The organism is Candidatus Njordibacter sp. Uisw_039 (assembly GCF_047730075.1).
In the GTDB taxonomy this organism is placed as follows: Bacteria; Pseudomonadota; Gammaproteobacteria; order Pseudomonadales; family Balneatricaceae; genus Njordibacter.
Genome location: NZ_CP159831.1, coordinates 2,205,898 through 2,219,444, shown reverse-complemented (window position 1 = coordinate 2,219,444; position 13,547 = coordinate 2,205,898). Strand labels below are relative to the sequence as shown.

Sequence of the window (13,547 nt, the reverse complement as noted above, 5' to 3'; positions counted from 1 at the left end):
TAAGTTATCATGGCGACATCATACAAAGCTGAAGCAGGCGTTAAACTTCGTGGTGCCGATAAGGTAGCCCGTATCCCAATTAAAGTGATTCCCACTGAGAAAATGCCTCGCAAACCGGATTGGTTGCGTATTAAGGTGATGAGTTCGCCTGCGATCAACCGTATTAAGTCTAAACTTAGAGAGCATAAGCTGGCTTCCGTATGTGAAGAGGCTAATTGCCCAAATTTAGGGGAATGTTTTAGTAATGGTACTGCTACCTTTATGATAATGGGCGAAATATGCACACGTAGGTGCCCATTTTGTGATGTGGCCCATGGCCGGCCGAATCCTTTGTCCGTAGACGAACCTCGAGAATTAGCCACAGCTGTAGCTGATATGGCGCTTAAGTACGTTGTGGTGACCTCGGTTGATCGTGACGATTTAAGAGATGGTGGTGCGCAGCATTTTGCTGATTGTATTGGCGCTATTAATGAGCGTACACCAGGGACTCAGGTTGAAGTGCTAGTGCCAGATTTTCGTGGGCGTATGGACATTGCCTTAGATATTCTAGCGGCAACGCCTCCTCATGTGTTTAATCATAACTTAGAATCTATTCCCCGCTTGTACAAAAAAATCCGTCCAGGCTCTGACTATCAATGGTCTTTGGATTTGCTGCAGAAATACAAACAGCGGTGTCCTGATGTGTTAACTAAATCAGGCTTAATGTTGGGTTTGGGTGAGACCAACGAAGAAGTATTACAAGTGTTGCAAGATTTACGAGACCACGATGTAGATATGCTCACCCTTGGACAATACTTGCAACCTAGTTTAAGCCACTTGCCAGTGGATCGTTTTGTACCGCCGGCAGAATTTGATGAACTAGGTGCCGCAGCGAGGGCAATGGGCTTTAAACATGTAGCCAGTGGGCCCTTAGTTAGGTCTTCTTACCATGCAGATTTACAAGCCAAAGGCGAAGTGATAAGTTGAGCGCTAACGATAAAACTCTATTTTATACCGCGTAATACAACAAATAATAAAATAATATAAGGGCAAATTATGGCGATCATTCATTGGTTAGGTGCTGGACTTTCTAGCGCGCCAGGTATCAAACGACTCATCGGTAATGGTGCAGAATTATGGTTGTGGAACCGCACACTGAGCAAAGCCGAAGCCGTTATCCATAATTTAGAAGGTCAATGTCAGGCGCGCACCTTAGACTGGCAACAACTAGCCAACAATGTAAGCAACGGCGATATTCTAGTGTCTATGTTGCCTGGGTCATTTCACCTGCAGGCTGCCCAGTTAGCCTTAGATAGTAATGCTCATTTTGTGTCTAGCAGCTATTTAACCCCGGCCATGGAAGCCTTGAACCAACAAGCCAAAGCAAAAGGTTTATGTTTGGTAAATGAGGTAGGTTTAGACCCTGGTATTGACCATCTTTTGGCCTATGCATTATTAAATGAATACCGTGGATCTGCGGCTTATACAGAAAGTAATCGCCTGGAGTTTAGGTCTTTTTGTGGTGGTTTACCCGCTGAAGAGAATGATTTTAAGTACAAGTTTTCTTGGTCTCCTTTAGGTGTTCTTACTGCTCTACGATCTACTGCAAAATGGCGGGAAGACGGTGAAGTTAAAACCAATAGCAAGCCTTGGCTTGCCGTGCGTGATTACACTATGCCGCTGTCTAAGGACTACAGTGCAACCTTTGAAGCCATTCCTAATCGCGACTCATTGCCTTTTATGTCCCAATACCAGTTTGACCCTCAGTGGCCTGTGGACACATTTATTCGCGGTTCGTTGCGGCTACAAGGCTGGGCACATGCGTGGCAAGATATTTTCAGTTTAGTGGAATCTGCTGAAGGTGCTGATGGGGATGCTGACCTTGCTGCTAAGTCTGATGAGCTTTGGCAGCAGCATGCTTTTAAAGAGGGTGAGCAAGACCGCGTAGTGCTGTATGTAGAGCTTTTGGCTAAAAATCCAGATACTAATCAGTGTATCTGGCGCGAAAGCTATTCCATAGATGCCTTCGGTAATGACAAAGGCAGTGCCATGGCGCGCTTAGTATCAACCACTGTTAGTTTGGCGGTTGAAGCCGTTTTAGAAGAGCGTATCGGTGCGGGTGTTAGTGCAGCACCCAATGATATTGCATTAGTGTCAGATTGGTTGGGGTATTTAAACGATTACCATGAACCCATTAAACACCTTAATCAACTAGATTAACCGTGCAACAACCTCAAAATGCTGTTGTTGTAGGGGCTGGAATGGTGGGCCTGAGCTGTGCTTATGCCCTCCACCTTAGAGGGGTTAAAGTCACTATTGTCGACCGCGATCCAGTGGGAGATAAAACCTCCTATGGCAATGCCGGTGCATTAGCTATCAGTGAATGTGTACCCCACAGTTTGCCCGGCCAAATTTGGTCTATTCCTAAATGGCTACTCAACCCAATGGGCCCCTTGTCCATACGACCAGCGCACATTCCGCAACTTATGCCTTGGTTACTGGCATATCTTGGCCATAGCCGTAAAAAAAACGTAGCGCACATTGCTAAAGCCCTGCAGGCCATTAATGGCAGAGTAAGTGCAGATTATGACCCCATGTTACAAACCATCGGCTATGCAGATAAAGTGCGTGATAAGGGGTGTATTAGAGTCTACGATGATTACAAAAGTTTTAAATTAAGTGCTCAGGAGTGGGATATTCGCAAGCAGTATGGGCAAGATTATGAGCTTTTGGGTGAGAGCGAATTACGGGCCATGGAGCCTGCTATAGGGAAGGCAAAGACGTTTGGTGTATTGCAGCCCCAATGGCGCATTATTGATGATCCAAAGGCCCTTGTTGGCAGCTTGAGGGAGTGGCTAGTAAACCAGGGTGTGGCTTTGGTTGCGGCTAATGTAGATGCCTTAGTAATGCAAGATAAGCGAATTGTGGGAGTTACAACGCCTACGGGAGAGTATTTGGCAGACATAACTGTAGTCGCTGCTGGCGCTTGGTCTAAGCAATTAGCTAAACAAGCAGGCGAACCCTGTTTGCTGGAATCTGAACGGGGCTATAACACCACCTTGCCTTACCCGAATATAGCACTAAGTCATGAACTTTTGTTTGCCGAAGAAATGTTTGCGGTATCTCCTTTGTCTGTTGGTGTACGGGTAGGTGGGGCCTCGGAATTTGCTGGCTTAGCAGCTGCGCCCAACTACAAACGCAGTGATAATTTATTAGGTTTAGCCAAACGCTACTTACCTGAGTTGAACACTGAAAATGGTCAACAGTGGATGGGGCATCGGCCATCTACGCCAGACTCGTTGCCCGTATTAGGGCCTTCAGTAAAGTGGCAGGGATTGGCTTATGCGTTTGGTCATGCCCATTTAGGCATGACTCAGGCGGCGTCCAGTGGGCAAATGTTAGCGGAAGTACTGCTAGAACCAGAAAAAGCTACAGATTTAACGGCCTATAGTATTGGTCGCTTTTGTTGATAGTTAGTGGATAGGTTTACCAGCGAGTTGCATGATTAAGCCGCCCAGTAAGTCCCAGGCATTGGCTTTACTCACGCCTTTTACACACTGATCAATGGCTTCGCATTGGCGCAACATATCTTGCGCACTGCGGCTATTATGTTGTTGTGCTGCAGTGCGAAGATAGTCTTTGCGTTTTTCCCATACCCGCTCCTGCTTAAGTCCCGCCTCAACCCCTTGAGGGTGATTAATGACATTGATTAGCAGCCTAATTTCTCGACTCAGTACCCACAGAATTTCCATAGCATTGGTGCCTTCTTCCTTTAAGCCATAGAGCATAGTGAGGCTGTGGCTAGCTTGGCCCGTAAGGGCGGTATCCACCAGTTGATAGTTACTATAGCGTGCAAAGCCTCCTACATCAGCATCAATATGTTCTGCAGTGATTTCAAAATCGGCACCATTAAGGGTGAACTTCTCCAGTTCCTGAGAGGTGGCAAGTAGGTTGCCTTCAGTTCTTTGAATCAGTAATTGGCAAGCCTCTGGGGTGATTTTTAGCGCTAGTGATTGGGCTCTATTATTAATCCAGCGACCCATGTGTTGGGATTCTAACGGAAAAATTGCAATACACACCCCAACTGTGTCAAGGGCTTTAAACCATTTAGCACTTTGGCTTTTTGAATCAATTTTGCCGCTGCTAATTAACACCAAGTTGTCGGGGTTAGGCTGGGCCATAAGTTGGCTTAAGGCAGTGGCACCTTCCTTACCGGGTTTACCACTGGGCATTCTAATTTCAATTATTTTACGGCTAGAAAAAAGCGACATAGCTTGATCTGAAGCAGTGATTTGCTGCCAATCAAAGCGCCCTTCTACGTGGAATAAATCACGTTCTACAAAACCTTCTTGGCGGGCTTTGTTGCGTATGGCATCACATATTTCTTGCTGTAATAAAGGTTCATCACCATGCACCATATAACTGCCGGCTAAGCCTTTAGTTAAGTGCTTTTGCAGCTGGTCTGGTTTGATGCGCATGGGCGTTATTCGAAACTAAGCTGACGGGTGATACGACTACCAAGTTGTTGGTACAGTATGGCCCAACTATCGGCTTCAATACGTTCGTTAATGGTGGCGTTAGTGCCGCTTAAATCAACGTCGGTGCTCACAGAAATAGGCAGTGAAGCCTGTGCAGTGAGGTTTGTTTTTGCCTCTAATTCTACATCCTTTGGGAGAAACAGGTACTGGCTGCTTAAAGTGTAGCGCCAGATTAAGGCATCACCATCACTATCTAAAATGAGTTCGGCTTTGTGTTTTAGTGTGCGTGTTAGTTGCAGTGTGGGTGCTGTGGCATCAGCGTCCACTACAGACTCTAAGACATCTAAAGAAACTTGATGTTGAACCAGGTCGCTCATAACCACAGAGGCTAATAAAGGGTCATCTACATAGAGATTTAGTTGGGCTGGAAAAGACTTTTGGCTTTGGCCTTGCAAATGAAAGCCGCAGCTAGCCATAACAAGGCTCAAGCATAATATACTGAGCCTGCCTAATAGGCCTAATTTTGAGGTTGTGTCGATCATTTTTTGCTTCCTATTTAGGCCAGCTTAGGCCGTGTTGCTCGGTGTTAACTAACAACAATATTAACCAGCTTATTAGGTACCACAATAATTTTACGTACCGTCATATCAGCCATAAAGCTCTGTACTTTTTTGTCAGCTAAAGCGAGTTGTTGAATGGTATCTCGGTCCATATTAGCATCAATGCTAATCTTGCTGCGGAGCTTGCCATTGACTTGTATCATCATATCAATGTTCGACTTCACAAGGGCACTTTGATCCACTTCTGGCCAGGGTGTTTGTAAAATAGTGTCTGTGCCAGAAAACGCTTGCCATAAAGTGTGACATAAGTGTGGGGTAAAGGGCGACATCAATAACACTGCAGTGCTTAAGCTTTCTGCTCTTACGGCACGGCCTTGGTCGCTCATGTCGTCAAACTTAGAAGTAGTGTTGCTCAATTCCATGATCGCCGCAATTGCTGTGTTAAAGGTAGCACGGCGCTCAATATCGTCGCTAACCTTAAGAATTGTTTCATGGGTTTTACGGCGCATGTCTTGTTGCTTTTGGTTAAGTAGACTTGCCTTTAAGGCAGGCGCAGCAGGTGCAGCTAAATGTTGGTGTACTTGTTTCCAAAAACGTTTGATAAACCGCTGGGAACCTTCAAGGCCGGCATCAGACCACTCAAGAGATTGTTCTGGAGGCGCGGCAAACATGGTAAATAAACGCACAGCGTCTGCACCATACTGATCAATCATGGTTTGTGGGTCAATACCGTTGTTTTTAGACTTCGACATCTTGCCCATACCATCATATAAAACTGCCGAGCCATCGGATTTTTTCACTGCTCCGGTAATGCGGCCTTTGTCATCGGTGATTGGATCAATGTCTAATGGTGAGATCCAGTCCTGACCGCCTTTTTCGTTTAGCTGGTAGTAGGTATGAGCCAACACCATGCCTTGGCAAAGTAATTTCTTAAAGGGTTCGTCAGAGGAAACAAGGCCCATGTCGCGCATTAATTTGTGAAAGAAACGCGAATACAATAGGTGCAAAATAGCGTGTTCAATGCCTCCCACATAATGATCCACAGGAGCCCAATAGTTGGCAGATTGTGGCGCTAACATACTGTCATTATGGTTAGCACTGGTGAAACGAGCGTAATACCATGAAGACTCCATAAAGGTGTCGAAGGTATCAGTTTCGCGTTCTGCTGCAGCGCCACACTTGGGGCAGCTGGTATTGATAAACGATGCCATTTTCTTAAGTGGAGAGCCACTACCGTCAAATTCAACGTCCGTTGGCAACACTACGGGTAGCTGATCTTCTGGCACAGCTACTGCACCACAAGTCTCGCAATTGATCACAGGAATGGGTGCGCCCCAATAGCGTTGGCGGGAAACACCCCAGTCGCGTAAGCGATAGTTGGTGGTGACTTTACCTTTACCACTCCGATCAAGTTCTGCCGCAATAGCGTCGAAGGCTAATTGGAAATCCATCTCGTCAAACACACCAGAATTAACCAGCAGGCCTTTTGCAGTGTAAGCCGCCATAGCCACATTCACTTCAGCGCTATTATCGGTAGGTCGAATCACTTGTTGGATATCAAGGCCATACTTAGTCGCAAATTCCCAGTCACGTTGGTCATGCCCTGGTACAGACATTACCGCACCAGACCCATAATCCATCAGCACAAAGTTGGCGGTCCAAACCGGTACAGACTTACCCGTAATTGGGTGAGTTGCAGTAAAGCCGGTGTCTAAGCCTAACTTTTCCATGGTGGCCATGTCGGCTTCAGCCACCTTCATGTTCTTGCAGCTGTCGATAAACTCAGCCATAGCTGGATTAGTTGTGGCGGCCTTAAAGGCAAGGGGATGTTGCGGCGCTACGGCCAAGTAGGTAACGCCCATTAGGGTATCTGGGCGAGTGGTAAATACTTCTAAAGCGCCATAATTAGCCACCTCAAAACTGAGTTCTACGCCCTGAGAGCGACCAATCCAGTTGCGCTGCATGGTACGAACTTGTTCTGGCCAATCGTCTAGCTGGTCTAAATCGTCTAACAGTTGATCGGCGTAATCAGTAATTTTAAGGAACCATTGAGGGATTTCTTTGCGCTCCACTAATGCGCCAGAACGCCAGCCACGGCCATCAATCACTTGTTCGTTAGCTAGTACAGTTTGGTCTACTGGATCCCAGTTAACCACGGCATTCTTTTTATAAACCAAACCCTTGTCTAGCAATTTGGTAAAGAACCATTGTTCCCAGCGGTAATAGGAAGGTTCGCAGGTGGCCAGTTCACGGCTCCAATCGTAACCAAAACCCATACGTTTGAGTTGTTCGCGCATATAAGCGATGTTTTCATGGGTCCACTTGGCCGGTGCTACGTTGTTTTTCATGGCTGCGTTTTCAGCAGGTAAACCAAAGGCATCCCAGCCCATCGGTTGTAATACGTTTTTACCTTTCATGCGCTGAAAGCGAGAAATCACGTCACCAATGGTGTAGTTGCGCACGTGGCCCATGTGTAAACGACCGCTAGGGTAGGGGAACATAGAGAGGCAGTAATACTTCTCTTGGTTAGGATTGTCCTGCACCTCAAAGCTATTGTTAGTTTCCCAAAAAGCTTGGATTTCTGGTTCTATGTCGCGCGCGTTATATTGTTCGTTCATGGGTGCCGTAAATAGTGGTAAAGCCAATATGGCTAGGAAATGAAATCGACGCACATAATACCACTAGAGCAGCAGTAACAGGTAGCTTGATCGATAAAATTGATCGATAAGTTAGGGAGCTTAATAGCTAAGTAAAAGTGACCTGAGGCTTTGGATTATCAAATAAACCTCTAATAATCAATCAATAACAGTTGAATTCCTAATTTACTGTCGTTATAATTCGCCTCCCTTATACGGCATACGCTGGAAAAAGGTATAGCGCGCCCGTAGCTCAGCTGGATAGAGTACTCGGCTACGAACCGAGCGGTCAGAGGTTCGAATCCTCTCGGGCGCGCCAGTCTATAGTATTGATGCATTGTTTCAAATGTGTTTCAAATGAGGCTTTAAAGCCACGCTTAATAAAGGCTTACTGAAAAGTGGGTCTTTTTTTTGCTTAAATTTTAGTGCTCTTGTTGTTGTTTACTTTAGGGCTGCGCAAAGAACCGTGCAATGAAATCAGGACAAAAGCCAGATATAGGCTTGACGGAGTGCACACGATACTATAATAAATAGGTTAGCTTTAGAAAGTACACCTAGTCCTCTGCTAAGAAGGAATAAATACTGGGCATCTAACAGCTCTTTCCACATTAACGAAACGGTATACACAACCCCACCAATCCCAACTGTAGAACTATAGCCAACACAAGCTGAAAACAGCAGATGTTGCACCATTGGAAACAAATTGGGATTTAGGACAAAACAATGAGTCATAATACAAACTTAACTAGTACAACCATCAGCGATATTTTATTTCCTTATGGCATTAAAAACATAGATTCATATCAACTATTAAGCGGTGGCTCAGAAAACACCAACTATTTGATAAAAACACCAATTCAAGATTATGTTATGACCATCGTCGAGAACAAATCGTTTGAAAAAAGTAAAGAATTAGCTGCGTTTCTCGACTATTTAGATGCAAACAATTTTGCCAGCTCAAAAATTGTAATAACGAAAGATGGCCAGGCCATTACCTCGTGGAATAACAAACCCGTCATGATAAAAGAATTCCTTCATGGTGCTATTTCAGACGATTTATCTGCAGACTTGTTAACTGACTTAGGGGCAGAATTAGCGAAGTTACATACACTACCTGCGCCTGGCTATCTGCCACAGACAGTCAGTTACGGCATCGAACGTTTTGATGAAGTAAAAGTCTATGCTGCCGAATCTTGTTTTTATGTGTGGCTAAAGGAGACAGAAGTATATATCGGAAAATTTATGAGTTCGAATCTACCCAAGTCTCTGATACATAGTGATATTTTTTGTGACAATATTATTGTAAGTAAAGATGGGAAAACTGCCACAATCATGGATTTTGAAGAAGTTAGTTATTATTACCGCATATTTGATATTGGCATGATGATTATTGGTACCTGCCGCAGTGAGGGCGCTCTTTCTCTGGAGAAAGCCAAATACTTATTAAAAGGGTATCAAAAGAATATCAAGTTACAAAACAGCGAAGTGAACGCATTACAAGCATTTACTGCCTACGGCGCGGCTGCAATCGCTTTCTGGAGGCACCAAAATTTCAATTATGTGAATGTCGATACAACAATGAAAGACCATTATCTAACTATGAAGAACTTAGCTGACGACGTAATGCGTATTCCACATGCGAAATTCCAGCAATCATTAGGTATTAATATTCTGGGTTAACCTTGTAATTGCTGTTTCAGAAAGAATCAAATCAAGCGTTTCGAGTAATATTACAACATCATCTGCTTCGATTGTCAGTGGTGGCCTAATTTTCAACACGTTATTATTGGGACCTTCCAAACCGGCAAAAATTCTATAATCTCGCAGGCGATTGACCACATAGGTGGCAACGTCTGTTGCAGGTTTTCGGTGCGACTGATGGGTGACAAAATCGACACCGATAAAGAGTCCCATGCCTCGGACATCACCGATAACTTCATGTTTTTCTTTCAACATTGTTAAACCTTCAAGCGCCTGCTTACCAACCAGAAGTGCATTAGCCTGCAAAGCTTCGTCATCTACAATATCGAGCACCTCCTTGGCCACGACACAAGACAAGGTAGAACCGCCAAACGTAGAAAAGAACTCAGGGCCTTCAGCAAAGCTGTCTGCAATTGCTCTGGTTGTAACCACCACCCCGATTGGATGGCCGTTACCTATAGGCTTACCAAGAACAACGATGTCAGGCAGGACTTCTTGCTGCTGGAAGGCAAAATAATACTCTCCTAGACGACCCAAACCAGTTTGTACTTCGTCGGCTATACAGAGTCCACCGGCAGCACGAATTTTACGATAAACGCTTTGCAGATAACCTTTTGGTGGAATAACCTGACCCCCAACACTGGGAAAGGTTTCCGCGATAAACCCAGCTAATTTCCCACCGACCTGAGTTATTCCATTAATGGCATCATCTACCTGTTGCGAATATAGATGTGCGCAGTCAGTCTCAGGTTGACGGAACTTGCCCCCATAAACATCAGGTATATCCATTAACCAAACCCAGTCAGGCTTGCCAACACCACCAGGGGCGTTGAACTTGTAAGCTGAGATATCAATTGCCCCGGTGGTATTGCCATGATAACCGTGGTCAAGTGTCACCATATGCTTACCACCTGTAACCGCTCGCGCCAAACGTAGCGCCAACTCGTTAGCCTCTGAGCCAGAATTGACAAAAAAGCAAACAGAAAGCTGTTCAGGCATTTTTGAAGTCAACTTGCGGGCGAGTGCAGATTGCGCAGGATGCAGGTAACGGGTATTGGTATTCAGGCGTTTTAATTGCTCACTAATTCTTGCTTGCAAACGGGGATTTGCGTGACCAATATGTGGCACGTTGTTATAAGCATCTAAATAAGGCCGGCCCCATTGATCAAACAAGTAATGTCTCCATCCACGCAGCAGCATGACTGGCTTGGAATAGCTCAATTTCAGATTTGCGCCAAAATCATTCTGTCGTTGTTGCAGGATCACAGATTCGTTCAATGAAACGTAACCAATTTTCTCATCAGGTAAATTCAACAACGCAGCTGGGTTGGGACACAATGCGTTCCAGAAATCGCGCTCATCCGGATCCGCAACCCCAGGCCAGTCTGCTCCTAAGCCTTCAATACCCATTGCCAGTTGAAGATGTAAGTGAGGCGCCCAGCCACCGTTCTGTTGGGGTGTTCCGAGCACAGCAAACACCTCACCAGCCTTAAGTTTTTGACCTTGATGAAGGCTCTGACAGACAGCAGGATCAAGGTGTCCATACAGACTGTAAAAGCGGTCTCCATGGGGCGTCATATGCTTGATTATAACCATGCCACCATAGTCAAGGGGCTCCAGTCGGTTTTCTATGACCTTTATCACGCCGTCCAACGGGGCACAAATTTTGGTGCCCGTTGGTGCGAAAACATCAACACCAAGGTGGACAGTACGACGATTGCTCGCTTTCCACGGGTTAAGCCGAAAAGCGTTATTGGTATAGATTAATCTGGGTTCGTTGTAATATCCCAGCGAGATGTCGGATGCAGCCGCAGTAGCATCTCCTAAAGTTAATGCTTCCAAAGACGTAAGCTCAAACGGATTTTGCGGCACACTGCATCCTTCTACCGACAGAGAATGGCAGGGTGCTTTATCCAGTGCCATGCCAATGATAGCAGCACAGTTCCCACGCACTTCCTGCGACAAATAGCGTCCCACCCTCGCAGCAGATTTTGTTACCGGCAAGTCACAGGCAACCCGTAACCTCGCTGTGACTATAGAATGAACAATTGAAGAACTTTCAAGAAACCGCCACGCAGGACCTTGTGAAATAATCACGTAGGGATCGTCTGGTTTGTCGAGGGCTTCAATTGTTGAATTGACTACACTCACCGCCAATCGACTGCGTAGTAAAGGGTAGATCAGATCAATTTTGTCACCATCCAAAGGCAGCACTGCATGGTAAGCAGCGACAAGAGAACTCAATGCTTGCTCAGGCTGAGTGTGATCGAGCACGATATAGGCGCCTGCGATAGCAAGATCACAAATCCTTGGGGATGAACACATATCACCAAAATCTACAATGCCAGAAATCTTAGGTTCTTCCTTCAGGCTGGCACTAACCAGTAGGTTGTAGTCATTAATATCATTATGGGTGGCAAATAATGGCAGAGCCCGAATAATATCAAGCTGGTCCTGATAATCCATCATCACCGATCTCAGTAGCTCCCTTCTTTGAGGATCGGTAATAAACGTCAGGCTATCGTTAATCCACGCCGCCTGCGTAAGATTCCATTTAAAATCTCGCTGCAGCGACTTGTGTTGAAAGCCTTCCAGTGCCAGATGTAAATTGGCGATTGAGGTGCCGAGTTGACTGATTAAATAAGGAGACTTTGGAGTGAAACCGGCGTAGTCGACACCTTCAAGGAAAGACAGAACCCATACCAGCCGGACCTTACCAGCTTCATCTACCAGCGTCTCAAAATTTCGCTCTGCTGTTGATGGGACGACTGAAGGGACATTAACCAGTTGCGAACTGGCGTGAATATGCTGTAATGCTTGGCACTGCATCTCCACCAGTCCCACATCGCACCCTACTCTCATTACTTTCAGTAAAAAACGGCAACCATCGGCAGTCTCAGCCTTGAAATTGAGGTCAAATTCGCCAGCCAGTTTGGTCAGCTGGGTCTTGATTCCCCAAGACTGAAGCAGACAATTCTCCCAATGTTCATTCATTTAAGCACCAGGTACCTTTGTTCTTTTCGACAAAACGGGCAAGCGCCTGTAAGCTTGTTGGCATCACTTTCTCGCCAAAGCCAATTCGGAAATAATCGTTATACTCATTGGCATCGTCCGTAAATGCATACGTTGGCTTTACAGATATACCATCCTCGGCTAATAGTTCACCAAGTTCGTCAGATGAGAGTGGTCCTTTAAATCTTACAAACCCCACTGCACTTGCTGTAGGTCTAACCCATTCAAATAAATCGCCATATTGATCCATAAATTGGTCAAGCAGCTGAAGATTTTCTTGAATGATGTGCAGGTTTTTTTTGAGAATAATATCACTAGCCCTTAAGGTCATAATAGCTTGAATCTCACTCGCTCTACTCGCACAGGCTGTTCCAAAATATTGAACATCGACGAGCTTTTGTTTTAGCTTCAAGTCTTGTAATGCGAGCCAGCCAATAGTGATACCACATCCTCCCCATGGCTTAGAAATGGTACACGCACTGATTCCATTTTCATAAACATCTGCCATTGCAGTCAGTTGGTCTTTTTTATTATGTTCTAATAGACGGTAGGCTTCATCACATAAAATAGTGATATTGTGCTTGCGGGCGATGGCTACCAACTGTAGTTGAATGTCAGACTTCATTACGGTGCCAGCAGGGTTGTAAGGTTCATTAAATACTATATACCGGGTGTTTTTCTCGATCGCTGATTCAACTTCAGCAGGATCAATTTGCCATTGGTTCTTTGCGTGAAGCTTGATTTTTGTTATTTTGCTGAGCGCATGTATCGGCGCTTGCTGGACTGATTGATAGCCAGGTGTGAAAACAATACTATGGCTGTCGCTATCAAGAAGGGCACACGCTGCTGTCTGCAATGCGACTTGCCCGCCAGCAAAAATTAATATGTTGTCTGCCCCTATTTGAGGTCCATAGAACCTAGCCACTTCCTCACGCAAGTCAAGGCTGCCTCCGTTGGGGGTATAGCTAAGTGCATGATTATAGTACTCGTCAACTAAATCATCATCGCCTCTTGCCAAAGAATACTTTATCAACTCTTCATTCGAGAGTGGTTCTGAAAAAGAGTTAGACAAATTGTAGGGCAACCCTCCTGTAACTCTTTTGTGCTTTTTGGACCATGGTTCTTTATATATCATTAGTCTTTATACTCAATTGGGTTTTATTAAATTAAGCTTGGTGATG

Annotated in this window: 9 protein-coding genes and 1 tRNA gene; 5 read left to right on the top strand and 5 right to left on the bottom strand. The window is 45.2% G+C overall.

Going from position 1 to position 13,547, the window contains the following annotated elements:
* The first annotated feature begins 9 nt into the window (after positions 1 to 9).
* The 3 genes from lipA (at position 10) to ABXT70_RS10440 (ending at position 3,449) form a co-directional block, all read left to right on the top strand.
* Entirely contained in the window at positions 10 to 966 is a 957-nt protein-coding gene (lipA, locus tag ABXT70_RS10450) for a lipoyl synthase (RefSeq protein ID WP_443640432.1), read from the top strand.
* Positions 967 to 1,035: 69 nt separating this feature from the next.
* Positions 1,036 to 2,199 carry a saccharopine dehydrogenase family protein gene (locus ABXT70_RS10445; protein WP_443640431.1) on the top strand — a complete coding sequence of 388 codons (1,164 nt, stop codon included), beginning with the start codon at positions 1,036 to 1,038 and terminating at the stop codon, positions 2,197 to 2,199.
* A 2-nt stretch (positions 2,200 to 2,201) separates the two neighbouring features.
* Positions 2,202 to 3,449, top strand: coding sequence for an NAD(P)/FAD-dependent oxidoreductase (locus ABXT70_RS10440; RefSeq protein ID WP_443640430.1), 1,248 nt, complete (start codon positions 2,202 to 2,204; stop codon positions 3,447 to 3,449).
* 3 nt (positions 3,450 to 3,452) lie between these two features.
* On the opposite strand, the gene holA is transcribed toward ABXT70_RS10440, so the two are convergent.
* Genes holA through leuS form a run of 3 tightly spaced genes read right to left on the bottom strand, consistent with a single transcriptional unit; the run spans position 3,453 to position 7,635 of the window.
* Positions 3,453 to 4,457: a DNA polymerase III subunit delta gene (gene holA / locus ABXT70_RS10435; RefSeq protein ID WP_443640429.1), complete on the bottom strand. Its 1,005-nt coding sequence runs from the start codon at positions 4,455 to 4,457 to the stop codon at positions 3,453 to 3,455.
* Between the two features lie 5 nt (positions 4,458 to 4,462).
* Positions 4,463 to 4,999 (bottom strand): hypothetical protein, encoded by a 537-nt coding sequence (locus ABXT70_RS10430; RefSeq protein ID WP_443640428.1) that lies wholly within the window; start codon positions 4,997 to 4,999, stop codon positions 4,463 to 4,465.
* A gap of 44 nt (positions 5,000 to 5,043) precedes the next feature.
* On the bottom strand, positions 5,044 to 7,635 hold the full coding sequence (gene leuS / locus ABXT70_RS10425; protein ID WP_443640427.1) for a leucine--tRNA ligase: 2,592 nt from the start codon (positions 7,633 to 7,635) through the stop codon (positions 5,044 to 5,046).
* 260 nt (positions 7,636 to 7,895) lie between these two features.
* Between leuS and ABXT70_RS10420 the strand changes: the two genes are divergently transcribed.
* Both ABXT70_RS10420 and ABXT70_RS10415 read left to right on the top strand, forming a co-directional pair.
* A tRNA-Arg gene (locus ABXT70_RS10420) sits at positions 7,896 to 7,972 on the top strand.
* A gap of 404 nt (positions 7,973 to 8,376) precedes the next feature.
* On the top strand, positions 8,377 to 9,333 hold the full coding sequence (locus ABXT70_RS10415; RefSeq protein ID WP_443640426.1) for a phosphotransferase: 957 nt from the start codon (positions 8,377 to 8,379) through the stop codon (positions 9,331 to 9,333).
* Here the strand turns inward: ABXT70_RS10415 and ABXT70_RS10410 are convergent.
* Positions 9,310 to 12,348 (bottom strand): aminotransferase class III-fold pyridoxal phosphate-dependent enzyme, encoded by a 3,039-nt coding sequence (locus ABXT70_RS10410; protein ID WP_443640425.1) that lies wholly within the window; start codon positions 12,346 to 12,348, stop codon positions 9,310 to 9,312. The genes ABXT70_RS10415 and ABXT70_RS10410 overlap by 24 nt on opposite strands.
* Positions 12,341 to 13,501: a pyridoxal phosphate-dependent aminotransferase gene (locus ABXT70_RS10405; RefSeq protein ID WP_443640424.1), complete on the bottom strand. Its 1,161-nt coding sequence runs from the start codon at positions 13,499 to 13,501 to the stop codon at positions 12,341 to 12,343. Before ABXT70_RS10405 ends, ABXT70_RS10410 begins: the two co-directional genes overlap by 8 nt.
* Positions 13,502 to 13,547: the final 46 nt, after the last annotated feature.